This is a genomic window from Mesorhizobium sp. M0159, assembly GCF_040322295.1.
GTDB lineage: Bacteria > Pseudomonadota > Alphaproteobacteria > Rhizobiales > Rhizobiaceae > Mesorhizobium.
On sequence record NZ_JAMYTF010000019.1, the window covers coordinates 1 to 22,847 of the forward strand.

A 22,847-nucleotide genomic window follows, 5' to 3' on the forward strand; every position below is an offset into this window, starting at 1 on the left:
CGGCCACCCCCCCCCCGCTGGCCTGCGGCACAGGCCGCCACGAATGAGGGGGGCGCGACAGAACGCGACCTGTCACGGCACACCGCCTCATGACGCAACGCCCGGCAGTTTCACCGCACCCGCGGCCTTCACCGCCGCGCCGCTGCGTATCATGGCGATGGCCTTCTCCATGTCGGGGTGGAAGTGCCGGTCGTTGTCGAGATGCGGCACCTCTGCCCTGACCAGCCGGCGCACCGCCTCCAGTGCCGCGCTCGAGGCCAGCGGTGCGTGGAAATCGCAGCCTTGCGCCGCGGCCAGCAATTCGATGCCGATGACGGCCGTCGCATTCTCGACCATGCCGATGAGGCGGCGCGCGCCATGCGCCGCCATCGAGACGTGGTCTTCCTGGTTGGCCGAGGTCGGGATCGAATCGACGCTGGCCGGATAGGCCTTTTGCTTGTTTTCAGAAACCAGTGCTGCCGCCGTGACCTGAGGGATCATGAAACCGGAATTCAGACCCGGCTTGGGCGTGAGAAAGGCCGGCATGCCCGACAGCGCCGGATCGACCAGCATGGCGATGCGCCGCTCCGACAGCGAGCCGATCTCGCAGACGGCGAGTGCGATCATGTCAGCGGCGAAGGCGACCGGCTCGGCATGGAAATTGCCGCCCGAAAGTGCGGAGTCGTCCTCGGCAAAGATCAGCGGATTGTCGGTGACGCCGTTGGCCTCGGTGCCGAGCGTCTCGGCGGCCTTGCGGAGCACGTCGAGTGCAGCGCCCATCACCTGCGGCTGGCAGCGCAGGCAATACGGATCCTGCACGCGCTCGTCGCCGACGCGGTGCGATTCACGGATGGCGCTGCCGGCCATCAAATTGCGCAACGCCTCGGCCGTCTCGATCTGGCCGCGATGTTTCCTGAGCAGATGGATGCGTGGATCGAACGGAGCGTCGGAGCCCTTGGCGGCATCGGTCGACAGCGCGCCGGCGACCAGTGCCGACTGGTAGAGCACTTCCGCCTCGAACAAAGCGGCAAGCGCATAGGCGGTCGAAAACTGGGTACCGTTGAGCAGCGCCAGGCCTTCCTTGGCGCCCAGTGTCACCGGCTCCAGGCCATGCGAAACGAAGGCGACCTTGGCGGGAAAGCGGCCATGCGGGGTAAAGCACTCGCCGACGCCGATCATCACGGCGGTCATGTGCGACAGCGGCGCAAGGTCGCCGGAAGCGCCGACCGAGCCTTGCGCCGGCACCACGGGGATAACGTCGTTGGCCAGCATCGCCTCGATCAGTTCGATCGTCCGCGGCCGCACGCCGGAGGCGCCCTGTGCCAGGCTGGCCAGCTTCAGCGCCATCATCAGCCGGCAGATTGCGACGGGCATCGGCTCGCCGACGCCGGCGGCATGAGACAGCACGATGTTTCGCTGCAACGTTTCCAGATCGGCGGCGGGGATGCGGACGCTGGCCAGCTTGCCGAAGCCGGTATTGATGCCATAGACCGGCTCGCCCTTGGCAACGATCCTGGCGACGGCCTCGGCGCTGGCCTTGATCTTCGGCCGGCAGGCATCGTCGAGCCTCAGTGCGGCGCCGCGATAGATGGCGCGCCAATCGGCCAGCGTGGCATTGCCCGGCCTTAGCTTGAGTTCGGTCATTGTCCCCTCCAGATGCGGGCATGCAGCGGGTTGAAGCCCATGCGGTAGACGAGTTCGGCCGGGCGCTCGACGTTCCAGATCGCCAGATCGGCGGATTTTCCGGCCTCCAGCGTACCGGTCTGTCCAAGCAGCCCGAGCGCGCGGGCAGCCTCGCGGGTAACGCCGGCAAGGCATTCATCGACGGTCAGGCCGAACAACGTCGCGGCCATGTTCATGGTCAGCAGCAGCGAGGTCAGCGGCGACGTGCCGGGATTGTTGTCGGTGGCAACGGCCATCCTGACGCCATACTGGCGAAACAAGGCGATCGGCGGCTTCTTGGTCTCGCGGATGAAGTAGTAGGCGCCGGGCAGGATGGTCGCCACGGTTCCGGCCTTCGCCATCGCCGCCGCACCCGCCTCGTCGGTGTATTCGAGGTGGTCGGCCGATAGCGCACCATAGCGCGCCGCAAGTTCGGCGCCGTGCAGATTGGACAGCTGGTCCGCATGGAGCTTGACCGGCAGGCCCGCCGCCTTCGCGGCATCGAACACGCGGGCGATCTGCTCCGGCCAAAAGGCAATGCCTTCGCAAAAACCGTCGACAGCATCGGCCAGGCCCTCGGCAGCGACGGCCGGCAAAATCTGCTTTGCAACAAGATCGATAAAGGCGTCCTTGTCACCTTTTGCTTCGGGCGGCAGCGCATGAGCGCCGAGGAAAGTGGTCCTGACTGTCACCGGCCGCTCACCGCCCAGCCGTCGTGCGGCGCGCAGCGACTTCTTCTCGTTTTCGAGGTCGAGACCGTAGCCGGATTTAATCTCGACGGTGGTGACGCCTTCGGCAATCAGCGCATCGAGGCGCGGCAGCGACTGGCCGACCAGTTCGTCCTCGCTCGCCGCGCGCAACGCCTTGACCGACGAGACGATGCCGCCGCCGGCCTTGGCAACCTCCTCATAGCTGGCGCCGGCCAGCCGCATCTCGAATTCATTGGCACGGTTGCCGGCGTGGACCAGATGGGTGTGGCAGTCGATCAGGCCGGGCGTAATCCAGCGGCCTTCGCAGTCGGTCGCCTCGGCGCCCTCGCGGAGAGCCGCCGGCATGTCGACTTCCGGCCCGGCATAGACGATCCGGCCGTTGCGCACGGCGACCGCACCGTGCTCGACGACGCCTGACCCGGCGCTGCTTTCGGCCATGGTCGCGAGGCGCGCATTGCGCCAGAGGCGAAGCTCTCCTGCCCGGCTTTTGCTCTCTGCAGCCATCATCTTTTCCGTTTCAATAGGTGACGATTATGTATATACATATGAAAAGGCACTGCAAGCGCTATCATCGCACGGCAGACCGGGATTTGGAGAAAAACGTGACAGCAATCTTTGCGGAACAGGCGCTTCTGCCCGACGGCTGGCACAGCAATGTGCGGATCGTCATCTCCGACGGCAGGATCGCCACGGTCAAGGCGAATACCTCGCTCCTGCCTGGCGACGAGCGCCGTGCCATCCTGCTATCAGGGATGCCGAACCTGCACAGCCATGCCTTCCAGCGCGGCATGGCCGGCCTTGCCGAATTGCGCGGCCCTTCCGCCGACAGTTTCTGGAGCTGGCGCGAGGTGATGTACCGTTTCGCGCTGTCGATGACGCCGGACCAGGTCGAGGCGGTCGCGGCCCAGCTCTATGTCGAGATGCTGGAGGCCGGGTTCTCGCGCGTCGGCGAGTTTCACTATCTCCACCACGACCGCGACGGCCGGCCCTATGCCAACATCGCCGAGATGGCGGAGCGCATTGTTGCTGCAGCGTCCGAGACAGGCATCGGGCTGACTTTGCTGCCGGTGTTCTACGCGCATTCCTCTTTCGGCGGCGCTGCGCCAAATGACGGCCAGCGCCGGTTCATCAACGATGTGAACCAGTTCTCGCGGCTTGTTGAGAAATGCCGCGAATCCATTCGCGCGCTGAATCAAGGCGTCGTGGGCGTCGCCCCGCACAGCCTGCGTGCCGTGACACCGGAGGAACTGGAAAACATCACGGTGATGGCGCCGGAGGGGCCTATCCACATCCACATCGCCGAGCAGATGAAGGAGGTCGAGGATTGTCTTGCCTGGTCCGAGGCGCGGCCGGTCGAATGGCTGCTTGCCAACGCCAAGGTCGACCGGCGCTGGTGTCTCATCCACGCCACCCACATGACCGAGACCGAGACGACCGATTTGGCGAAAAGCGGCGCCGTTGCCGGCCTCTGCCCGATCACCGAGGCCAATCTCGGCGACGGCACCTTTGCCGCGTCCTTGTTCATGCAGCATGGCGGCCGCTTCGGCATCGGCTCGGATTCGAACGTACTGATCGGCGTGCCGGACGAGTTGCGGCAGCTCGAATATTCGCAGCGCCTCGCCCACCGCGCCCGCAACGTGCTGGCGGTGGCCGGTGGCTCGACCGGCCGTGCTTTGTTCGATGCAGCGCTCGATGGTGGCAGTGCCGCGTTGGGCGCCGGCCACTCGCAGATCGCAGCAGGTGCCTCGGCCGATTTCGTCTCGCTCGACGGCAAGCATCCATCGCTGGCCGGCAAGACGGGCGATGCAATCCTTGATGCCTGGATTTTTGCCAACGGCACCAAGGTCGATTGCGTCTGGGTGCATGGCAAGAAACTGGTCAGCGGCGGCATGCATGCCAGGCGCGATGCCATCGCCGAGCGGTTCCGCAAGGTGATGACAGCGCTTTCGGCATGAGCATGCTCGGGACAATAAGCGCGGATTCTGGAAGCGCGGACGGCGGCGAGGTTCTTTCGCTGCACCAGCGCATCCTGTCGGACATCAGCGAACGGATCCTGTCGGGTGCCTGGGCGCCCGGCCACCGCATTCCGTTCGAGCATGAACTGACGGCCGAATACAATTGTTCGCGCATGACAGTGAACAAGGCGCTGTCGCAACTGGCCAAGGCCGGGCTGATCGAGCGCCGGCGTCGCTCCGGCAGTTTTGTCCGCCGGCCGCAGTCACAGGCAGCCGTTCTCGAAATCCACGACATCCGGATCGAGGTCGAGGCACTTGGCCTGCCCTACCGCTATGAGCGCATAGCGCGAAACAGAAGGCGCAGCAGCGCCGACGACCGCGCCCTGCTGGAACTCGACGTCGCCGGGCCGGTGCTGGTGCTGGAATGCCGGCATTTCGCCGGCAAGCGGCCGTTCGCCCACGAGCAGCGGCTGATCAACCTGGCTGCCGTGCCGGAGGCCGCCGAAGAGGCGTTTTTCGACACCGCGCCCGGTCCGTGGCTGATCGGCCGTGTGCCGTGGAGTGCGGCCGAGCATCGCATCCGCGCGGTTGCCGCCGAAAAGCACGTAGCGGCGGCACTCGACATCGCGACGGGCGCGCCGTCCCTGGTGATCGAGCGGCGGACATGGAGCGCCGAGCACCCCGTCACCCATGTCCGCTTCACCTATGCGGCCGAGAGCCACACGCTAGTGGCGCGGTTCACGCCGTCGCAGGGGTAAACCCTCCCCCTTGAGGGGAGGGTCGCGGAGCAAATTGCCGCATGGCGGCATTTTGTGACGCGGGGTGGGGTCGGTGCGACCTCGCCGCGGGGGGGCCCGGGGGGGGGGGGGGGGGGGGGGGGGGGGGGGGGGGGGCCCCCCCCGCCCGGGGGGGGGGGGTGGGGGGGGGGGGGTGGTGGGGGGGGGTGCCGGCGGGGTGGGGTTCAACCCTCCCGCGTGGTGGGGGGGGTGGGTTTAAATTTTCCCCTTGGGGTTTTTTTTGGGTGGGGGGGGGGGGCCGGTGCGACCTCGCCGACCCCACCCCGTCTCGCAGTCTCCGCTTCGCTTCGACTACTCGCCGACCCTCCCCTCGAGGGGGAGGGTAAAGAGCCGCATTCTCAAACCGCCGCGGTAACAATAATCTCGACCAGATATTCTGGTCCGGCAAGCTTGGCTTCGCCGGTGGCGCGGGCCGGCGTGTTGCCCTGCGGTACCCATTTGTCCCACTCCGCGTTCATCTCGGCAAAGGTGCTCATGTCGGCCAGCCAGATGATCGCCTGCAGGATCTTGGTTTTGTCGGTGCCGGCCTTGGCCAGCAATTCGTCGATCGCCGCCAGAATGTCCCTGGTCTGGGCACCGACGTTTCCGCCCGGCTTCCCGACCTGACCGGCCAGATAGACGGTGTTGCCGTGGATGACGATCTGGCTCATGCGCGGGCCTACATCGATACGACGAATGCTCATTGGATATTCCTTCTCTTCTTGTCGGTGCGCCTGTTTAGGGGCCGGGTTCGCCGGGGGCAAGGCCGCTCGAGCGGAACTTCTTGAGCCAAGCCAAAGCAGACAAGATGACGGCCCGGCCGCAATTCCGCCCGATTGGCTTGTTGACTAATGTAATAACATCACATATCGAATCCGCCCCTGCAGCGCCGATCATCGCCCCCTTGGATCGTCACATGAGCCAAACCTGCCTGACCTTCCGCGACCTCACGCTGGGCTACAATAGCCATCCTGCGGTCCACCACCTCAATGGTACGATCCGCAAGGGATCGCTGACGGCGGTGGTCGGCGCCAACGGCTCCGGCAAGTCGACGCTGATGAAGGGCATTGTCGGCGTCCTGAAGCCGATGGCCGGCGCGGTGATCCGGGCGCCCGGCGTACGCGCCGCCTATCTGCCGCAGCAATCGGAACTCGACCGCTCCTTTCCGGCCCGGGTCGTCGACCTGGTTTCGCTTGGTCTGTGGCCGCGGCGCGGCATGCTCGGCCGTTATACGAGGGAAGATCGCGTCTCGGTCAGCGAGGCGCTGATGGCCGTCGGCCTCGGCGGCTTCGAAAAGCGCCCGATCGACACGTTGTCGGGCGGCCAGCTGCAGCGCACGCTGTTTGCCCGCGTGCTGTTGCAGGATGCCGAGCTCATCCTGCTCGACGAGCCGTTCAACGCCGTCGATGCCAAGACGGTCGGTGACCTGATCGCGCTGATCAAGCGCTGGCACGGCGAGGAACGCACGATCATGGTTGTGGTCCACGATCTCGATCTGGTGCGGCAGAATTTCCCCGAAACACTGCTGCTGGCGCGCCAGCCGATCGCCTGGGGAGAGACCAGGGAGACGCTGCGGCCGGAGAATTTGTTGCGCGCGCGCCGCTTCCACGAAGCCTGGGAGGACAACGCGCCATGGTGTGAGCCCGGCGAGCATGATCACCAGCACGGTGGCCACGAGCACGGCCATGACCACGACCATTATCACGGCTCCGGGCCGAGGACGGCATGATGGACGTGCTTTACGGTCTTTTCGTCGCTCCTTTCGCCGACTACGCCTTCATGCAGCGGGCGCTCGCCGGTTCGATGATGCTGTCGCTCGGCGCCTGCCCGGTCGGCGTGTTCCTGATGCTGCGGCGCATGAGCCTGTCCGGCGACGCCATGGCGCATGCCATCCTGCCCGGTGCTGCCGCCGGCTTCCTGTTCTATGGCCTGGAGATCCTGCCGATGACTATCGGCGGACTGATCGCCGGCATCATCGTGGCGCTCGGCGCCGGCGCCGTCTCGCGCTTCACCATTCAGCGCGAGGACGCCTCGATGGCGGCCTTCTATCTGATTTCGCTGGCCATCGGCGTGCTCATGGTATCGATCCGCGGTTCCAGCGTCGATCTCATGCATGTGCTCTTCGGCACCGTGCTGGCGCTCAACAACGAGGCGCTGACGCTGATCGGCGGCATCGTCGTGGTGACGCTGGTCAGCCTCGCCATCTTCTGGCGGGCGCTGGTCGCCGAATGCCTCGACCCTTTGTTCCTGCGCTCGGTCAGCCGGATGGGCAGCCCGGTGCATTTCATCTTTCTCGGCCTCGTCGTGCTCAATCTCGTCGGCGGCTTCCAGGCGCTCGGCACCTTGCTGTCGGTCGGGCTGATGATGCTGCCGGCGGCGGCGGCCCGCTTCTGGACCTCGCGCGTCGAGCCGATGTGCGTGTTGGCCACAGTGATCGGCTTTGCCTCCTGCATTGCCGGGCTGCTGTTGTCCTACCATGCGTCGCTGCCCTCCGGCCCGGCCATCATCCTGTCCGCCGGCGTCGTCTATTTCGCCTCGATCCTGTTCGGCACGCGCGGCATCCTGCGTGCCCGCATCGTTCATCACCGCCACAGAACTGCCTGATCCCAACAAGGAGAACCTGTCCATGCTGAAATCGATCCGCGCCGCTTTGGCCGTGAGCGTTATAACATTAACCGCCTTTGGCGCATCTTCGGCCTTCGCAGAGCCGTTGAAAGTGGTCGCCAGCTTCACGATCATCGCCGATTTCGCCAAGAATGTCGGCGGCGACCGCATCGATCTGACCACCATCGTCGGGCCGGACGGCGACGCCCACGTCTACGAGCCGAGCCCCGCCGATGCGGTGGCGATGGCCAAGGCCGACATCGTGCTGGTCAACGGCCTGCATTTCGAAGGTTTTCTGCAGCGCCTGGTCGACGCCAGCGCCACCAAGGCGACTGTCGCCGTGCTGACCAAGGGGGTCACGCCGATCAATTTCAAACCCGAATTCGCCGAGGCCGATGTCGCCGAAGGCGCGGAAACCGATGGCGGCAAGACGGTCACCGATCCGCATGCCTTCCAGTCGATCGCCAATGCCAAGATCTATGTGAAGAACATCGCCGACGCCTTTTGCACGGCCGACGCTGCGGGTTGCGACAGCTACAAGGCCAATGCAGCCGCCTATACGCAAAAGCTCGAGGCGGTTGAGGGCGAAGTGCAGGCGGCGATCCAGTCGATCCCGCAGGAGAAGCGCGTCGTCATCACCTCGCATGACGCCTTCGGCTATTTCGAGCAGGCCTACGGCTTGACGTTCCTGGCCCCGGAAGGCGTGTCGACCGAGTCGGAGCCCTCCGCTGCCGACGTCGCCAAGCTGGTCAGCCAGGTGAAACAGGACAAGGCGGCGGCGATCTTCGTCGAGAACATCACCAACCCGCGGCTGATCGAGCAGATCGCCAGCGAGACCGGCATCAAGGTGGGCGGCACGCTCTATTCCGATGCGTTGTCGCAGCCCGACGGCCCGGCCGCGACCTATATCGATCTGATGCACAACAACATCGCCCAGATCAAAGGCGCGATCCTCGGCAGCTGAGCTGTCTAGTCACTCCATCCGGTCGGGCTGAAATTGCCCGGCCGGATTTCTGTCTAATGGCGGTTGCCGACCGGGTCAGGGAGTGGCAAGACTGCCGCTAACCAGATTGCGAGGACACCGCCATGGAATACCGTCAGATCAGCGAGGACTATTCGGTCTCGGGCCAGATCCAGCCCGAGGATGTCGCGACCATCAAGGCCGCCGGCTTCAAAAGCGTGATCTGCAACCGGCCGGACGATGAGCAGCCCGGCCAGCCATCGGCCGACACCGTCAAAGCGGCGGTCGAGGGCGCCGGGCTCGCCTTCCGCTACATCCCGGTCATCAGCGGCCAGATCACGGCCGAGAATGTCGAGGACCAGGCCGAGGCGCTTGACGAACTCGAAGGCCCGGTCTTCGCTTACTGCCGGTCCGGCGCCCGCTGCACTAATCTTTATGGGCTGATCCAGCAGTCGAAGGGGTGAGAGGCGTTCCGATGATTTAGTGATGCCGCCGTCTGGCTATGACCCGCCGCAGCCAGAAGAAAGCGACAAGCAAAGCGACATATAGCGCAAGATCGACGAGCGGAACCGTAGCGACCAAAAGTACGATGAAGCCCGCAAGACATATCGGAAAGCCGACACCGCACCACCAGCGCGCCTTCGGATGAGTGAGTTCGACCCAGCCATAGAGCCACGAAGGCCAGGGATTGATGATGCGCAACTCCCAAGCCTTCGGTTCATGCGCGGCGTGGATCAGACTACCAATCGTGAACGGCACAATCCCCACTAGAAACAGCACGATGCCGGCGATCTGAAAGTTCGACATGATTTACACTCAAATCGGCAGCGCGCCGGTCTCCTTCAACGTCTCCAGCACGATCGCCGTCTTCACATGCTGCACGGATTCGTGCGGCAGCAACACGCCGTTGACGAATTCCGACAGCGACTTCAGGTCCGGCGTCACCACTTTCAATATATAATCCATCTCGCCGGTCAGCGCGTGCGCTTCCTGCACTTGCGGCAGCCGCGCCACCAATTCGCCGAAGCGCCGCGCATTGTCGCGGTTGTGGGTGGCGAGCGTCACCGAGATGACATTGACCAGGGAAAAACCGAGCTTGTCGCGGTCGAGCACCGCCCGGTAGCCCTTGATATAGCCGTCCTCCTCCAGCCGCTGGCGACGACGCGAGCACTGCGACGCGGACAGGTTCACCCGTTCCGACAGATCGTTGTTGGTCAGCCGTGCATCGCCCTGCAACAGAGCCATTATCTTGCGGTCAAACTGGTCGATGCGCGCCTCATCCATGAATTTCGGGTCCGCAGTGCACAACTCGCGCATGATCAGACCATTTCAAGCGTTTTAATGCAAGCAATTTGCACTCGCTCCGCGCTATAATTGGGTTCAGATGGCCGACGCGGCCAGTTCCAGATTTCGGAGCAATGCCATGGGTCCCTTCCCGCACGACGCACCGCCCGCCAAGATCAGCAAAACCAATCCCGCCGGCACCGACGGCTTCGAGTTCGTCGAATTCGCGCATGCCGAGCCGGAAAAGCTCGCCGAACTGTTCACCCGCATGGGCTATGTGCCGGTGGCCAAGCACCGCAGCAAGGACATCACCGTCTGGCGGCAGGGCGACATCAACTATGTCGTCAATGCCGAACCCGGCTCGCATGCCATGAAATTCGTCGACAAGCACGGCCCTTGCGCCGCCTCGATGGCGTGGCGGGTGGTCGATGCAAGGCATGCCTTCGATCACGCGGTGGCCAAGGGCGCGACGCCCTATGAAGGCAACGACAAGACGCTCGATGTGCCGGCGATCGTCGGTATCGGCGGATCGCTGCTCTATTTCATCGAAACTTACGGCGAGAAGGGCTCGGCTTACGACGCCGAGTTCGACTGGCTGGGCGAGCGCGACCCCAGGCCGGAAGGCGTCGGCTTCTATTATCTCGACCACCTGACCCACAATGTCTATCGCGGCCAGATGGACAAATGGTGGGATTTCTACCGAGACCTGTTCGGCTTCAAGCAGATCCATTTCTTCGACATCGACGGCAAGATCACCGGCCTGGTCAGCCGCGCCATCACCTCGCCCTGCGGCAAGATCCGCATTCCGCTGAACGAGTCCAAGGACGAGACCAGCCAGATCGCCGAATATCTGAAGAAGTATAATGGCGAGGGCATCCAGCACATCGCCGTCGGCACCGACGACATCTACGGTGCCACCGACAGGCTGGCCGCCAACGGCCTGAAGTTCATGCCGGGCCCGCCCGAGACCTATTACGACATGTCTTATGCCCGCGTGAACGGCCACGAAGAGCCGATCGAGCGCATGAAGAAGCACGGTATCCTGATCGACGGCGAAGGCGTGGTCGACGGCGGCACGACCAAGATCCTGCTGCAGATCTTTTCCAAGACGGTGATCGGCCCGATCTTCTTCGAATTCATCCAGAGGAAGGGCGACGAAGGTTTTGGCGAGGGCAATTTCCGCGCTTTGTTCGAATCGATCGAGCAGGACCAGATCAAGCGCGGCGTGCTGAAGGTGCAGGCGGCGGAGTAAGGCTGCACCGGACTTCTTGCGATTCGGTCAGTAGTAGCTCAGACTTTGGCCATGAACATTCCTATCGCAGAGGCCAAGGCAAGACTGTCGGAACTCGTCAGCCGCGCGGAAGCTGGCGAAGAGATTGTGATTACCCGTCGCGGCAAGGTTGCGGCGCGCCTCGTGCCGCTAGCCGTGCCCGAGTCCCTGCCTCGTGTCGGCGCCATGAAGGGCAAAATCAGGATTGCCGACGATTTTGACGAACTCGGTCCCGAATGGGACGGGTATGCCAAATGACGCTGTCACAGGCAAACGTCTATTTGGCGAGGCCGGCGGCTTTGCGCAGAATCTCGTTGATGCGGCTCTGCCAGCCGGGGCCGCCGGCACGAAAGCGGGCGACTACGTCACTGTCGAGACGGAGTGTTACCTGCTTCTTCGGATTATCGAGAGCCGGCCGGCCGCGCGAACGGCGAATGCTTTCGGCAAGCTCAGGGAACGCTTCGGCGAAAGGACGAGCGTTTCGAAAATCCTCCTCTGTCCATTCCGGATTCTCCGAAACGGCTTCCCAGTCTTCTTTGCTGTAGCCGCGACCAGCTTCGAACTCGGTGCGCACCTTACGCTTTGCCATTGAACAATCTCCTTTCCGCGGGACTTGCCGGGCGCATCGAAATTTTCGAGATGCCCTCGGAACCGAGCCGGGCAAACACGACCGCAACGATGCCATCGATGATCCGGCCAATTGCCATGGAGACGACCGGCCTTGGCAGTGCGGATTGTCGAGGCAAGAAAAAACTCGTCATCAAGCGCCGCAAAATCCAAGCCGTGCTTGTCAATGTTGGCCAACCGTTTCGGTTCGTCCCAAACGATCTTCATCAGAATTTATGTACCTACAATAATTAAGTCAATAATTTTCGTAACTACAACTAATTGCGACCTTCGAGCACCAACCTCTCGACCTCGGCTTTCCTGAGTTTCAGATCATAATCGAGGAAGAACTCGTCGAGTTGCGGCGGCTTCACCGAGGTGCCGGACAGCATCGCGTGCACCTGGCCGCGATGATGGATGTCGTGGATGAAGAGATGGGCGAGCAGATCGCCGATCCGTTCCGGTATCATGCCGTCCTCGCGCCGGTCGGTGAGAACGCGGCGCTCGAGATCGTCGGCCGACAGGCGGTCGCAAAAGGCGATCAGCCGCCGGTCGGCCGCGACCTGGGCAACAAACAGTGCCTCGGGATCATTGAAGGGCACGAAGCCATCATAGGCGGCAGCGCCGACACGGCCCTCTTCGAGAAAACCGAGATAGAGATGATCGACCGCCAGGATGTGGTTGAGCGTTGCCTTGATCGATGGGAAGAAGCTTATCCTTTCAGCCTCGAATTCGCCGGGCTCAAGCTGCAGCACGGCACGATAGAGCCGGTCGTTGGACCACAGATTGTTGCGCGCCATGCGGCGGAAATGGTTCAGCAGGTCCATGACTTCACGGCGCGACCCGGAATAGCGACACACCCGCCCATAGAAGCGCAAACCCAGCCAAAACAATCAGCAGCAGCCCGATCATGCGCCGCCGCATGCCTTGCGTTTCCTCGTCCAGCGCGACATTCGTGTTGGTGACGGTGTGAAACATCATCGCCTTGCGCGGAAAGCCGCTGCGGTTGGTCAGGCCGGGCGAGCGCGCCTCGATGCGGTAGCTCAGCCTGATTGCCTGGATGAAGATCGCCAGCATGGCAAGAGCCCAGGCACCGCACAGCAGATAGAACGTCTCGCCTGTCATTCTCTTACCCCTCGTACTTCTCGACCTTCTGCTCGATGGCGCCGAAGATCGAATGCCCACCCCGGTCCTTCATCTCGATACGCACGCTATCGCCAAAGCGCAGGAACGGCGTTTTCGGTTCGCCGGTTTCGATGGTCTCGATCATACGCAGCTCGGCGATGCAGGAATAGCCGGCGCCGCCCGCCGAGACAGGCTTGCCCGGCCCGCCGTCGAGCTTGTTGGAGACGGTGCCCGAACCGATAATGGTGCCGGCGGCCAGCGGCCGCGTTTTTGCGGCATGGACAATCAGCGCCGGAAAATCGAAGGTCATGTCGATGCCGGCGTTCGCCCGGCCGAACGGTTTGCCGTTGAGATCGACCAGCAGCGGCAGGCTGACCTTGCCGCCGTCCCAGGCATCGCCCAGCTCGTCCGGCGTCACCGCAACCGGCGAAAAGGCCGATGACGGTTTCGACTGGTAGAAGCCGAACCCCTTGGCGAGCTCGGGTCCGGTCAGGCCGCGCAGCGTTACATCGTTGACCAGCATGACCAGCCGGATCGCCGCCCGCGCCTGGTCGAGGCCTGCACCCATCGGCACGTCGTCGACGATGACGGCGACCTCTCCTTCCATGTCGATGCCAAGGGTCTCGTCGGTCATGCGGATTGGGTCGCGCGGTGCGAGGAAAGCGTCCGAGCCGCCCTGGTAGATCAGCGGATCGGTCCAGAAGCTTGCCGGCATCTCGGCGCCGCGCGCCTTCCGCACCAGCTCGACGTGGTTCACATAGGCCGAGCCGTCGGCCCATTGATAGGCGCGCGGCAGCGGCGAATGGGCGTCATGCTCGTGAAAGCGGGCAGACGGCACCGCATTATTCTCGAGCGATTCGGCCATCGCAGCGAGATGCGGCGCGATCCGATGCCAGTCGTCGAGCGCGGCCTGCAGCGTCCGCACCAGGAACGAAGCATCGGTAAACCGCGTCAGGTCGCGCGAGACGACGACGAGCTTTCCGTCGCGCGTCCCGTCCTTCAATGTGGCAAGCTTCATGCGGTTTCCTCTCCTGGCGCAGCTTTGGCGCTGCTTTGATTTTTTGTTCTACGCATGATCTCTTCCGAAAACCGGTTCCACTTTTCGGGATCATGCTCCAGCCCCACAACAAGGCCGTCGCGGGCGATCGTCAAGTCGCCGGCCCATGTTTTCCTCACGGCGGCAATCCAGTCGGCCTCGCCGATCTCGGGATCGTCGGCGGGAATGAGATGGTTGAGGACCAGTCTGTTGACGCCTGCATCGGTGGCGATGCGACCCGCTTCCTCGGCAAAGCTGTGGCTGGCAAGCAGGTGTTCCCTCAGCCTTGCGCCGTTGCCGGTCTTCGCGACCAGCCGCTCGATACCCTCTTCCAGCATGGCCTCGTGGACCAGGACGTCGGCGCCCTCGGCGAAATCCGCCAATGGCGGAAAGAACGCCGTATCCGACGAAAAGACGATGCCTTGCCCCGCATGATCGAAGCGCAGCGCAAAGCAATCCGTCACCGGCGGGTGGTCGACACGCAGCGCCGATATTTTGAGACCGCGCTCCCCGACCACGTGGCCTTCACCAAACTCGACGATCGAGACCAGGTCGCGGATATCCGGCCCGCCTTCATCGGCGATGCGGATCTCGATGTCGAATTCCATTGCCTGGCAAAAGCGCTGCCAATAATGGCCGATGCCGGGCGGGCCGAATAAAGTGACGGGCGCCGCCAGGCCGGCGGTCCAGGCGGTGTGGATGAGAGGTCCGAGTTCCAGAACATGGTCGGAGTGCAAATGCGTGATGAAGATCAGGTCGAGCGCCTTCAGGCTGATGCCGGCATCGGTCAGCCCGCGCGTTACGCCGAGCCCGCAATCGACGACGATGGTGCGGCCGCCAATCTCCAGCAGCGACGAACTCGGCCACGGGCCGCCCGGCCGGAGCGCCGGGCCACCCTTCGAACCCAGAAGCACCAGACGATCCGTCATGCGACGGCGCTCAAGACCAGTCGCCCTCTGGCGTGCCGTTGAAGCGCTTCTTCAGGCCGGCCCAGCAGTCGATGTAGTTGTCCTGCCGGGTTTCGAGCTCGGCGCCATAGCGGGTCACCATCTGCGGAAAGCGTGTTTCGAACATGAAGGCCATGGTGTTGTCGAGCTTGACCGGTTTCAGCTCCGCTCGCGAGGCTTTTTCGAAGCCAGACGCATCGGGTCCGTGAGCCAGCATCATGTTGTGCAGGCTGATGCCGCCGGGCACGAAGCCCTCTTCCTTGGCATCGTACTGACCATGAATCAGGCCCATGAACTCACTCATGATGTTGCGGTGATACCAGGGCGGCCGGAAAGTGTTTTCCGCCACAAGCCAGCGCGGCGGGAAGATGACGAAATCGATATTGGCGGTGCCTTCCTCGCCGCTCGGCGCGGTCAGCACGGTGAAGATCGATGGATCGGGGTGGTCGAACAGGATCGCGCCGACCGGCGAAAAGGTCGCAAGATCATATTTGTAGGGCGAATAATTGCCGTGCCACGCCACCACATCCAGCGGCGAATGGTCGATCTCGGTGACATGGAACTGGCCACACCATTTCGCGATCAGCCGGCACGGTGTCTCCTTGTCCTCGAACCCGGCACAGGGCGTCTTGAAATCGCGCGGATTGGCCAGGCAGTTGGCGCCGATCGGGCCGCGATCCGGCAGCGTCAGCTTGGCGCCGTAATTCTCGCAGACATAGCCGCGCACTTGCGGATCCACCAGTTCGACCTTGAACACCAGACCGCGCGGCAGCACGGCGATCTCGCCCGGCCTGAGTTCGATGACCCCCATCTCGGTGACGAAGCGCAAGGCTCCAACCTGGGGCACGACCAGCAACTCGCCGTCGGCGTTGAAGAAATGATCGTCGACCATCGAACGGTTGGCGACATAGACGTGTGCCGCCATGCCGGTCTGGCCGAGCACGTCGCCGGCGGTGGTGATCGAGCGCATGCCGGCAATGAAATCGGTCGGCTCCTTCGGCATCGGCACCGGGCTCCAGCGATACTGGCCGAGTGCGAGCTGATGGTCGCCGACGTTCGGCGCGCTTTTCCAAAGCGGATAATTCGCCGCTTTGAAGCGACCGGTGTGCCTCACGCTCGGCCTTATCCGATAAAGCCAGGAGCGCTCATTGGTGCCGCGCGGCGCGGTGAATGGAGAGCCCGAAAGCTGCTCGGCATAGAGGCCGTAGGCCGGCCGCTGCGGCGAGTTTCGGCCTTGCGGCAGCGAGCCCGGCAAAGTCTCGGTCTCGAAGTCATTGCCGAAACCCGGCATGTAGGAATAGGCCATGGAATCCTCCCGAATTCATGGTCTCGGAGCATCGTTTGCGCATCCGCAAAGATGCTCCAAGTTGACCATATCGGTTTCATTTGTAACCATTGAAAATGTAACCATCAACGGTGATTTCGGCATGAGCCGCCAGCATGCTCAGTCAGGGCCAACTATGGAAATCCTCGAACTGGAATCCTTCCTACCTTACCGGCTTTACCGGCTTGCCGATGCCGTCAGCCGCGAGTTCTCAAGAATATACAAGGACCGCCACGGCCTGACACGGCCCGAATGGCGCACGCTTGCGGGACTTGGACAGCACGGCACGATGACGGCGACGGCGCTCGGCGAGCAATCGGCCATGCACAAGACCAAGGTTTCGCGCGCGGTCGCCGAACTCGAGCGGCGGCGCTGGCTGACCCGCACGCCAGACGAGAAAGACCGTCGCGTCGAGCATCTGACGCTGACCAAAGCGGGGCTTGCCGCCTATCGCGAAATGGTGCCGCTGGCGAAGGCGTTCGAGCGGGAGCTGCTGGAGAGGCTTGGTGCGGAAGAGCGGGCGGCGATTGTCAGTGGGGTAGCGGCGCTGGAGGCAAAACTTACCCTGGGTTGAAATCCTCTATAGGTTCGACCGTCGCAGAAATCAGATGGCTACCGCGGCAGGCAACGCTCCTAAACCGTAATAGGCGCGTTCGGCTTCAATGATGCCTTTGACATGGCTTCGAAATTCTACCGGATCATCGATGTAGGCCAGGAGCGCCTGTGCCTGCGAAGCCGCGTGTCTTCGAACGCTTTCAAACAGCCGCCTTGCCGTTTCAAAGTCACCAGCCAAGCCGGCCGCCACCCCGGCGTGGAAAGCTGCCCATTCGCCGTACGCACCAAGCTGCAATTCATTCACGAGGGTCGCGGCTGTCGCCTGCACGGAAGGGAACATCGATCGATGAATCTGATCAATTTCGAGTACCTTCCTCGCCATTTGACCGACCAGTGGCACAAACTGTGCGGAGTTCTGGAACTCAACGAACCCGCCGACGCGTTCAGAACGATCGAAGGTCAGTGTTTGCGGAAGCGAATCCCAAAGCCAGTGGACAGCCACGTTCAGGTAAGTGCCTTTGGACCAAGAGCTGGGCTGAAATTCGACTACACTCAGCCAGAAGCCACGATCAGCGATCCAGACACGTGACTGCCCCTTTCGCCGAAATCCGGCCGGCTGCAGTACGGTCTTTGCTTCCGAAGCAATGATACGTCCGTGCTCGTTCTCCGCCATTTTGTCCCCCAAAGTGCAGGCAGTGAGCTGGCCTACCAATCCATCACCACCTTGCCGGAATTGCCGCTCTTCATCGCTTCGAAACCGGAAATGTAATCGTCGATGCCGATCCGGTGCGTGATTAGCCCCGACACATCGAGCGGGCCCTGCACCAGGGCGATCATCTTATACCAGGTCTCGAACATCTCGCGGCCGTAGATGCCCTTCAGATGCAGCATCTTGAAGATGACCTTATTCCAGTCGATCTCGAAGCCGGTCGGCGCAATGCCGAGAATGGCGATCTTGCCGCCATTGTTCATAGTGTCGATCATGTCGCGGAAGGCAGGCGCAGCGCCCGACATTTCAAGGCCGACGTCAAAACCCTCGGTCATGCCGAGCGCCGGCATCACGTCGCGCAGCTTCTCCTTCGATGCGTCAACGACATGCTGGACGCCGAGCTTTTTTGCCAGTGCCAGGCGCACCGGGTTGATGTCGGTGATGACCACTTTTCGCGCGCCGACGCACTGCGCCACCAGCGCGCCCATGATGCCGATCGGCCCGGCGCCGGTGACCAGCACGTCCTCGCCGACGAGATCGAAGGACAATGCGGTGTGAACCGCATTGCCTAAGGGATCGAAGATCGCCGCGATCTCGTCCGGCACGTCGTCGGGGATCGGCACGACATTGTGCTGTGGAATCGCCAGGTATTCGCCAAAGGCGCCCGGCCGGTTGACGCCGACGCCGAGCGTGTTGCGGCACAGATGCCCCCTGCCCGCCCGGCAGTTGCGGCAATGGCCGCAGACGATATGGCCTTCGCCGGAGACACGCTGGCCAACCTTGTATTCGGTCACCGCCGTGCCGAAATCGGCGACGGTTCCGACAAATTCGTGGCCGGTAACCATCGGCACCGGCACGGTCTTTTGCGCCCACTGGTCCCAATTGTAGATGTGGACGTCGGTGCCGCAGATCGCGGTCTTCCTGATCTTGATCAGCACGTCGTTGGGGCCGATCTCGGGCACCGGCACTTCTTCCATCCAGATGCCCGGCTCGGCCTTGGCCTTGACCAGCGCCTTCATCATGTTTGACATTCTCTTGTCCCCTGAACCTTAGTCGCCTGAACCTCAGTCGCTTGAATCTCAGTCGCTTGAATCTCTTGATCCGGCCGCTCAGGAAATCACGCCGAGTTCGCGACCGACTGCGGCGAACGCCTCAACCGCGCGGTCGATGTCGGCGCCGGAATGGGCGGCCGACATCTGCGTGCGAATGCGCGCCTGGCCCTTCGGCACCACCGGGAAGGAGAAGCCGATGACGTAGATGCCGCGCTTCAGCATCCGCGCCGCCATCTCCTGCGCCAGCGTCGCGTCGCCCAGCATCACCGGGATGATCGGATGATCGGCGCCGGCCAGTGTAAAGCCGAGCCTGCCCATCTCGGAGCGAAACCGCGCTGCGTTGGCATATAGGCGCTGACGCAACGCATCGCCATTGCGGACCAGTTCGAACACCCGAATCGAGGCGCCGGCGATCGCCGGCATCAGCGTGTTGGAGAACAGATAGGGGCGCGAGCGCTGGCGCAGCCAGTCGACTACCTGCTTCCTGCCCGAAGTGTAGCCGCCCGACGCGCCGCCCAACGCCTTGCCAAGCGTGCCGGTGATGATGTCCACCCTGCCCTCGACGCCGCAATGTTCGGCCGAGCCGCGGCCATTCCTGCCGACGAAACCAACTGCATGGCTGTCGTCGACCATCACCATCGCATCGTATTTGTCGGCGAGGTCGCAGACGCCCTTCAGATTGGCGATGATGCCATCCATCGAGAACACGCCATCGGTGGCGATCAGCCGGAACCGGCAGTCGCTCGCCTCTTTCAACCGCGCCTCCAGATCGGCCATGTCGTTGTTGGCGTAGCGGAAGCGCTTTGCCTTCGACAACCGCACGCCGTCGATGATCGAAGCGTGGTTCAGCGCATCGGAGATGACCGCATCCTCCTCGCCGAGCAGCGTCTCGAACAGGCCGCCATTGGCGTCGAAGCAGGAGCCGTAGAGGATCGTATCCTCCATGCCGAGGAAGCCAGAAATCGTCGCCTCGAGCTGCTTGTGTTCTTCCTGCGTGCCGCAGATGAAGCGCACCGACGCCATGCCATAGCCGTAACGGTCAAGCGCCTGCTTGGCCGCTTCCCCCAGTTCGGCGCTGTCGGCGAGACCGAGATAATTATTGGCGCAGAAATTCAGCACCTTCTCGCCACCGACCTCGATTTCGGCCGATTGGGTCGAGGTTATCACCCGCTCAGATTTGTAAAGGCCGGCCGATTTCAGTCCTTCAAGCTCGCTGTCGATGTGGGAAAGGAACGCTTCGGTCATGATCAGGCCCTGTTGAGATCGACGAGGACTGTCGCGCCGCGCGGACGAAAAATCCATCGCAAAAGCGACCGCTTCGGTGGCGGCAATGGCACGGCAGAGGCCACGATGTTCAAATGCGGAGGCGCCGCGAAAGATTGCAATAACCACTTTGCGGGTTTCCCGCCACGGTCGCCGCCGCCGGCCTGCTGCCGTCCCAAACCTGTTAACACTTTGAAGCCAAAGGTTGTCGCACAAGAATTCGTTGGCGAGAGGGCCGCCTCAGAAAATGTCGCAGCAGCCGGTGCACGCCGTTTCAGGCAGGCTCATACTCCTGATCAAATCCGGCTACTGGCTGGCTCTGCTGATCATCGCCGCCATGGTCGTGGCCTCCTTCATCCTGCTGCAACAGGTGATGTCTACCCAACGGCACAATCAGGCGCTGCTCGATATCGTCAGCACACAAAAGGCCCTGTCACAGCGCATCGTCTTCCTCGCCGGCGCGACAGGCAGCGCCTCACGACCAGCAGCCGGCCCTGGTTAGCGCGCTCAAGCAAGCGACGGTGGAGTTCGAGAAGAACTACGATCTGCTGCTCGAACGGACCGCCGCCGATCCGGCGTCGCCGGCAAGGTTCGATCCGAAATCGATCGAGAGCGTGCTTTTCGCCAAGCCGTACCATCTCGACTATTTCTCGGTCGGGCTTATCGCCAACGGCGAACGCCTGATCTCGTCATTCGAATCGCGGCTCAACATGGCCGGCAATGGTGGCTACAAAGGCGGAGAGGAGCGCGTCAACCTGAACGCTTCCGTTGCCAATGCAACATTGTCGGGCTATGCCGCACTTGGCCAGCGCATCAGCGCCTTTGCAGACCAGCGATCCGAAACACTTCTCGATCTTAACCGCACATTGTTCTACTCGACCATCGGCGTCATCGTGCTGGTGGCGTTTTTCATTTTCAGGCCGATGTCGAATGCCATCCTGCGCCGGACGCGCGAGCTGGTCGATGCGCGCAATTCCATGGCCTTTATTGCCGTGCATGACGGGCTGACCGGCCTGCACAACCGCACCTTCCTGACCGAGCATTTCGATACGCTGATCAATGCGGCGCTGCGACGGCGTGAACGGGTTGCCGTGGTGCAGTTCGATCTCGACCGGTTCAAGCAGATCAACGACACGTTCGGCCACGCCGCCGGCGATTATGTGCTGGTGGCGGCTGCGCAGCGCATGCGTGATTCGTGCCGTACGTCGGATCTCAACGTGCGGCTCGGCGGCGATGAATTCGTCATGATTCTCAATGGCGCCGGCAGCACCGAGGACATCGATACCGTCGCCCGGCGCATCCTGACCAAGCTCAACAAGCCGATCGTCTTTCGAGGCACGACAATCCATCCAGGCGTAAGTGCCGGGATTGCGGTCTACCCTGTCGACGCCGACAATGCGCAGGATCTGCTCGTCCATGCCGATCTGGCGCTGTATTCGGCCAAGAAGCAGGGCGGCGGCAGCTTGTCGTTCTTCTCCGAGGAGCTGAGGCACGAACTCGATTATCGCAAGCAGCTCGAGCTCGACATCAGGACCGCCATCTCGGAGAAGGCGTTCGAAGTCTATTTCCAGCCGCAGGTGTCGCTGTCGGACGGCGGCATCAGCGGCATCGAGGCTCTGGTTCGCTGGAGACATGCCGAGCGCGGCATGATCGCGCCGGGCGAGTTCATTCCGATCGCGGAAAAATGCGGTCTCATGCCCGAGATCGGCCGCATCGTCATCGCCAAGGCGATCGACGAAGCAGCCGAATGGAACCGCGCAGGCATCGCCTTCGGACGGATCGCCGTCAATGTATCCGGCTCGGAGCTGCGCGAGACAGATTTCGAAGTCTTCCTGTTCGACATGCTGGAGAGGGCTGGCCTGCCAGCGCACAAACTGTCGCTGGAGATCGTCGAATCCGTCATCCTCGACGACGAGAAGACCGGTATCGCGGCAAAGCTGCGGCACATTCGCGCCGCCGGCATCCATCTTGAGCTCGATGATTTCGGCACCGGCTACGCATCGCTCAGCCATGTCAATCCAAACGAGATCGATCGGCTGAAGATCGACCGCCGTTTCGTCCAGAACATCAACGAGAACAGCGGCAACACCAAGATCGTGCGTGCCCTCACAGAACTCGCCCGCGGTCTCGGCATCTCGATCGTTGCCGAGGGCGCTGAAACCGAAGCCGAGCTCGACTCGCTGATGGCGATCGGCTGCGACCAGGTGCAGGGCTATTCCATCGCTTTCCCGATGCCGCCGGACAGCGTGCGCGAATGGCTGGTGGCGCGAACGCCCAAGAAGGCCAGGCTGACGGTGCTGCAGGGCTGCCGGGCGTAGATCCGTCATGGTTCGGCCTTGCGAACCGACCTGATCTGCCGAGGCGGAAGGTCATCCTCATCACCGGGAAATCCTGCCAGCAATTGTCCAAAGCTGGGCACACGCGCCAGTCTTTCGTAGTCCTGAAACGACAAAATGACCGCCTGCTTGCGGCCGTGCCGGGTGATGATGGCCGGTTCTCCCGCGACGACCGGATCGAGCAGCGCCGAGAGTGTAGCCCCGGCATCCTTCAGCGAAATTTCGCGCATGGCGTTTCCTATCCTAATTTCTAACCCTCGACATTGGCCCGTAGCGCGGCCAGCACCTGTGCAAACTCTGCCAGCCTGTCGTCGGACAGTCCTTTCCGCAGCCGCTTGTCGAAGGCTAACGCGGCGGTGCGCAATTTCAGGAACAGCGCTTCTCCGGCTTGGGTCAGCTCCACCTGGTGAACCCGGCGGTTCTCGGGATCGCGGCGGCGCATCAGCAGGCCTTGCGTCTCCATGGCGTTGAGGTGGTGGGTCAGCGTTGCGCCCCGGATGCCGATCATGCCGGCGAGCTCGCGTTGGTTGGCCAGCTCCCGCGACTTGACCGACAGCAACGTGACCCAGACCGGCAGCGTGCCGCCTGCCTCGACCAAGGCAGCGTCGAAAGCCTGCGCAACCAGCTTGGCGGTGCGCGCGAGATTCATCCCGATCGGCGGGCGGTCAAAGGGCGTCATGATCCGACACTAGA

Annotated in this window: 27 protein-coding genes and 1 pseudogene; 11 read left to right on the forward strand and 17 right to left on the reverse strand. The window is 62.8% G+C overall.

Features of this window, described 5'->3' with window-relative positions; all coding sequences use genetic code 11:
- Positions 1 to 87: 87 nt before the first annotated feature.
- Both hutH and hutI read right to left on the reverse strand, forming a co-directional pair.
- Positions 88 to 1,623, reverse strand: a complete 1,536-nt coding sequence (hutH, locus tag NKJ32_RS18820) for a histidine ammonia-lyase (protein WP_352571517.1) — start codon at positions 1,621 to 1,623, stop codon at positions 88 to 90.
- Complete coding sequence (gene hutI, locus NKJ32_RS18825) at positions 1,620 to 2,855, reverse strand: imidazolonepropionase (protein ID WP_352724512.1); 1,236 nt, start codon at positions 2,853 to 2,855, stop codon at positions 1,620 to 1,622. Before hutI ends, hutH begins: the two co-directional genes overlap by 4 nt.
- A gap of 98 nt (positions 2,856 to 2,953) precedes the next feature.
- Here hutI and NKJ32_RS18830 point away from each other — a divergent pair, with 98 nt between their 5' ends.
- A complete protein-coding gene (locus NKJ32_RS18830) occupies positions 2,954 to 4,306 on the forward strand; it encodes a formimidoylglutamate deiminase (protein ID WP_352724511.1) in 1,353 nt (450 codons plus the stop codon).
- Complete coding sequence (hutC, locus tag NKJ32_RS18835) at positions 4,303 to 5,064, forward strand: histidine utilization transcriptional repressor HutC (protein ID WP_352724510.1); 762 nt, start codon at positions 4,303 to 4,305, stop codon at positions 5,062 to 5,064. The genes NKJ32_RS18830 and hutC overlap by 4 nt, the downstream gene beginning before the upstream one ends.
- Positions 5,065 to 5,441: 377 nt before the next feature.
- On the opposite strand, the gene NKJ32_RS18840 is transcribed toward hutC, so the two are convergent.
- Positions 5,442 to 5,786 carry a RidA family protein gene (locus NKJ32_RS18840; RefSeq protein WP_352724509.1) on the reverse strand — a complete coding sequence of 115 codons (345 nt, stop codon included), beginning with the start codon at positions 5,784 to 5,786 and terminating at the stop codon, positions 5,442 to 5,444.
- Between the two features lie 212 nt (positions 5,787 to 5,998).
- Between NKJ32_RS18840 and aztA the strand changes: the two genes are divergently transcribed.
- The 4 genes from aztA to NKJ32_RS18860 all read left to right on the forward strand — a co-directional run bounded on the left by aztA (position 5,999) and on the right by NKJ32_RS18860 (position 9,111).
- A complete protein-coding gene (aztA, locus tag NKJ32_RS18845) occupies positions 5,999 to 6,811 on the forward strand; it encodes a zinc ABC transporter ATP-binding protein AztA (protein WP_352724508.1) in 813 nt (270 codons plus the stop codon).
- Complete coding sequence (aztB, locus tag NKJ32_RS18850; protein ID WP_023674413.1) at positions 6,811 to 7,686, forward strand: zinc ABC transporter permease AztB; 876 nt, start codon at positions 6,811 to 6,813, stop codon at positions 7,684 to 7,686. Before aztA ends, aztB begins: the two co-directional genes overlap by 1 nt.
- 22 nt (positions 7,687 to 7,708) lie before the next feature.
- Positions 7,709 to 8,650 (forward strand): zinc ABC transporter substrate-binding protein AztC, encoded by a 942-nt coding sequence (gene aztC, locus NKJ32_RS18855; RefSeq protein ID WP_352724507.1) that lies wholly within the window; start codon positions 7,709 to 7,711, stop codon positions 8,648 to 8,650.
- Positions 8,651 to 8,772: 122 nt separating this feature from the next.
- A complete protein-coding gene (locus NKJ32_RS18860; RefSeq protein ID WP_023674411.1) occupies positions 8,773 to 9,111 on the forward strand; it encodes a protein tyrosine phosphatase family protein in 339 nt (112 codons plus the stop codon).
- Positions 9,112 to 9,127: 16 nt separating this feature from the next.
- On the opposite strand, the gene NKJ32_RS18865 is transcribed toward NKJ32_RS18860, so the two are convergent.
- The gene (locus tag NKJ32_RS18865) at positions 9,128 to 9,454 is read right to left on the reverse strand and encodes a hypothetical protein (protein ID WP_352724506.1); all 327 of its coding nucleotides are present in this window, start codon (positions 9,452 to 9,454) and stop codon (positions 9,128 to 9,130) included.
- A 9-nt stretch (positions 9,455 to 9,463) separates the two neighbouring features.
- Complete coding sequence (locus NKJ32_RS18870; protein ID WP_023674409.1) at positions 9,464 to 9,931, reverse strand: Lrp/AsnC family transcriptional regulator; 468 nt, start codon at positions 9,929 to 9,931, stop codon at positions 9,464 to 9,466.
- 139 nt (positions 9,932 to 10,070) lie between these two features.
- Here NKJ32_RS18870 and hppD point away from each other — a divergent pair, with 139 nt between their 5' ends.
- Positions 10,071 to 11,183: a 4-hydroxyphenylpyruvate dioxygenase gene (gene hppD, locus NKJ32_RS18875; RefSeq protein ID WP_352569813.1), complete on the forward strand. Its 1,113-nt coding sequence runs from the start codon at positions 10,071 to 10,073 to the stop codon at positions 11,181 to 11,183.
- A gap of 51 nt (positions 11,184 to 11,234) precedes the next feature.
- Positions 11,235 to 11,459, forward strand: a complete 225-nt coding sequence (locus tag NKJ32_RS18880) for a type II toxin-antitoxin system Phd/YefM family antitoxin (RefSeq protein WP_352724505.1) — start codon at positions 11,235 to 11,237, stop codon at positions 11,457 to 11,459.
- A 19-nt stretch (positions 11,460 to 11,478) separates the two neighbouring features.
- On the opposite strand, the gene NKJ32_RS18885 is transcribed toward NKJ32_RS18880, so the two are convergent.
- From NKJ32_RS18885 to hmgA, 7 genes and pseudogenes are all read right to left on the reverse strand, one after another.
- Positions 11,479 to 11,790 (reverse strand): BrnA antitoxin family protein, encoded by a 312-nt coding sequence (locus NKJ32_RS18885; RefSeq protein ID WP_352457131.1) that lies wholly within the window; start codon positions 11,788 to 11,790, stop codon positions 11,479 to 11,481.
- Positions 11,777 to 12,035 (reverse strand): annotated as a pseudogene (locus NKJ32_RS18890) (BrnT family toxin). Before NKJ32_RS18890 ends, NKJ32_RS18885 begins: the two are co-directional and overlap by 14 nt.
- A 50-nt stretch (positions 12,036 to 12,085) precedes the next feature.
- The gene (locus NKJ32_RS18895) at positions 12,086 to 12,634 is read right to left on the reverse strand and encodes a DinB family protein (protein WP_352724504.1); all 549 of its coding nucleotides are present in this window, start codon (positions 12,632 to 12,634) and stop codon (positions 12,086 to 12,088) included.
- Positions 12,635 to 12,638: 4 nt separating this feature from the next.
- On the reverse strand, positions 12,639 to 12,932 hold the full coding sequence (locus tag NKJ32_RS18900; protein ID WP_352593145.1) for a hypothetical protein: 294 nt from the start codon (positions 12,930 to 12,932) through the stop codon (positions 12,639 to 12,641).
- A gap of 4 nt (positions 12,933 to 12,936) precedes the next feature.
- Positions 12,937 to 13,950 carry a fumarylacetoacetate hydrolase family protein gene (locus NKJ32_RS18905; protein ID WP_352593142.1) on the reverse strand — a complete coding sequence of 338 codons (1,014 nt, stop codon included), beginning with the start codon at positions 13,948 to 13,950 and terminating at the stop codon, positions 12,937 to 12,939.
- Complete coding sequence (locus NKJ32_RS18910) at positions 13,947 to 14,897, reverse strand: MBL fold metallo-hydrolase (protein WP_352624205.1); 951 nt, start codon at positions 14,895 to 14,897, stop codon at positions 13,947 to 13,949. Before NKJ32_RS18910 ends, NKJ32_RS18905 begins: the two co-directional genes overlap by 4 nt.
- 10 nt (positions 14,898 to 14,907) lie before the next feature.
- Positions 14,908 to 16,221, reverse strand: coding sequence for a homogentisate 1,2-dioxygenase (gene hmgA, locus NKJ32_RS18915; RefSeq protein WP_352755977.1), 1,314 nt, complete (start codon positions 16,219 to 16,221; stop codon positions 14,908 to 14,910).
- A 154-nt stretch (positions 16,222 to 16,375) separates the two neighbouring features.
- Between hmgA and NKJ32_RS18920 the strand changes: the two genes are divergently transcribed.
- Entirely contained in the window at positions 16,376 to 16,813 is a 438-nt protein-coding gene (locus NKJ32_RS18920; protein ID WP_352755983.1) for a MarR family winged helix-turn-helix transcriptional regulator, read from the forward strand.
- Between the two features lie 30 nt (positions 16,814 to 16,843).
- Here NKJ32_RS18920 and NKJ32_RS18925 read toward each other — a convergent pair whose 3' ends face one another.
- The 3 genes from NKJ32_RS18925 to NKJ32_RS18935 form a co-directional block, all read right to left on the reverse strand.
- Positions 16,844 to 17,467 (reverse strand): DUF4304 domain-containing protein, encoded by a 624-nt coding sequence (locus NKJ32_RS18925; RefSeq protein WP_352755975.1) that lies wholly within the window; start codon positions 17,465 to 17,467, stop codon positions 16,844 to 16,846.
- A 32-nt stretch (positions 17,468 to 17,499) separates the two neighbouring features.
- Complete coding sequence (gene tdh / locus NKJ32_RS18930; RefSeq protein WP_352593130.1) at positions 17,500 to 18,534, reverse strand: L-threonine 3-dehydrogenase; 1,035 nt, start codon at positions 18,532 to 18,534, stop codon at positions 17,500 to 17,502.
- 78 nt (positions 18,535 to 18,612) lie between these two features.
- Complete coding sequence (locus tag NKJ32_RS18935; RefSeq protein WP_352569808.1) at positions 18,613 to 19,800, reverse strand: glycine C-acetyltransferase; 1,188 nt, start codon at positions 19,798 to 19,800, stop codon at positions 18,613 to 18,615.
- 265 nt (positions 19,801 to 20,065) lie between these two features.
- Here NKJ32_RS18935 and NKJ32_RS18940 point away from each other — a divergent pair, with 265 nt between their 5' ends.
- Together NKJ32_RS18940 and NKJ32_RS18945 are read left to right on the forward strand one after the other, a co-directional pair.
- Positions 20,066 to 20,320 (forward strand): hypothetical protein, encoded by a 255-nt coding sequence (locus tag NKJ32_RS18940; RefSeq protein ID WP_352755973.1) that lies wholly within the window; start codon positions 20,066 to 20,068, stop codon positions 20,318 to 20,320.
- Positions 20,321 to 20,339: 19 nt separating this feature from the next.
- Positions 20,340 to 22,136: a putative bifunctional diguanylate cyclase/phosphodiesterase gene (locus tag NKJ32_RS18945; RefSeq protein ID WP_352828445.1), complete on the forward strand. Its 1,797-nt coding sequence runs from the start codon at positions 20,340 to 20,342 to the stop codon at positions 22,134 to 22,136.
- 5 nt (positions 22,137 to 22,141) lie between these two features.
- Here NKJ32_RS18945 and NKJ32_RS18950 read toward each other — a convergent pair whose 3' ends face one another.
- Together NKJ32_RS18950 and NKJ32_RS18955 are read right to left on the reverse strand one after the other, a co-directional pair.
- Entirely contained in the window at positions 22,142 to 22,384 is a 243-nt protein-coding gene (locus NKJ32_RS18950; RefSeq protein ID WP_352593119.1) for a type II toxin-antitoxin system Phd/YefM family antitoxin, read from the reverse strand.
- 20 nt (positions 22,385 to 22,404) lie between these two features.
- Positions 22,405 to 22,833, reverse strand: coding sequence for a MarR family winged helix-turn-helix transcriptional regulator (locus NKJ32_RS18955; protein ID WP_023674397.1), 429 nt, complete (start codon positions 22,831 to 22,833; stop codon positions 22,405 to 22,407).
- Between the last annotated feature and the right edge of the window lie 14 nt (positions 22,834 to 22,847).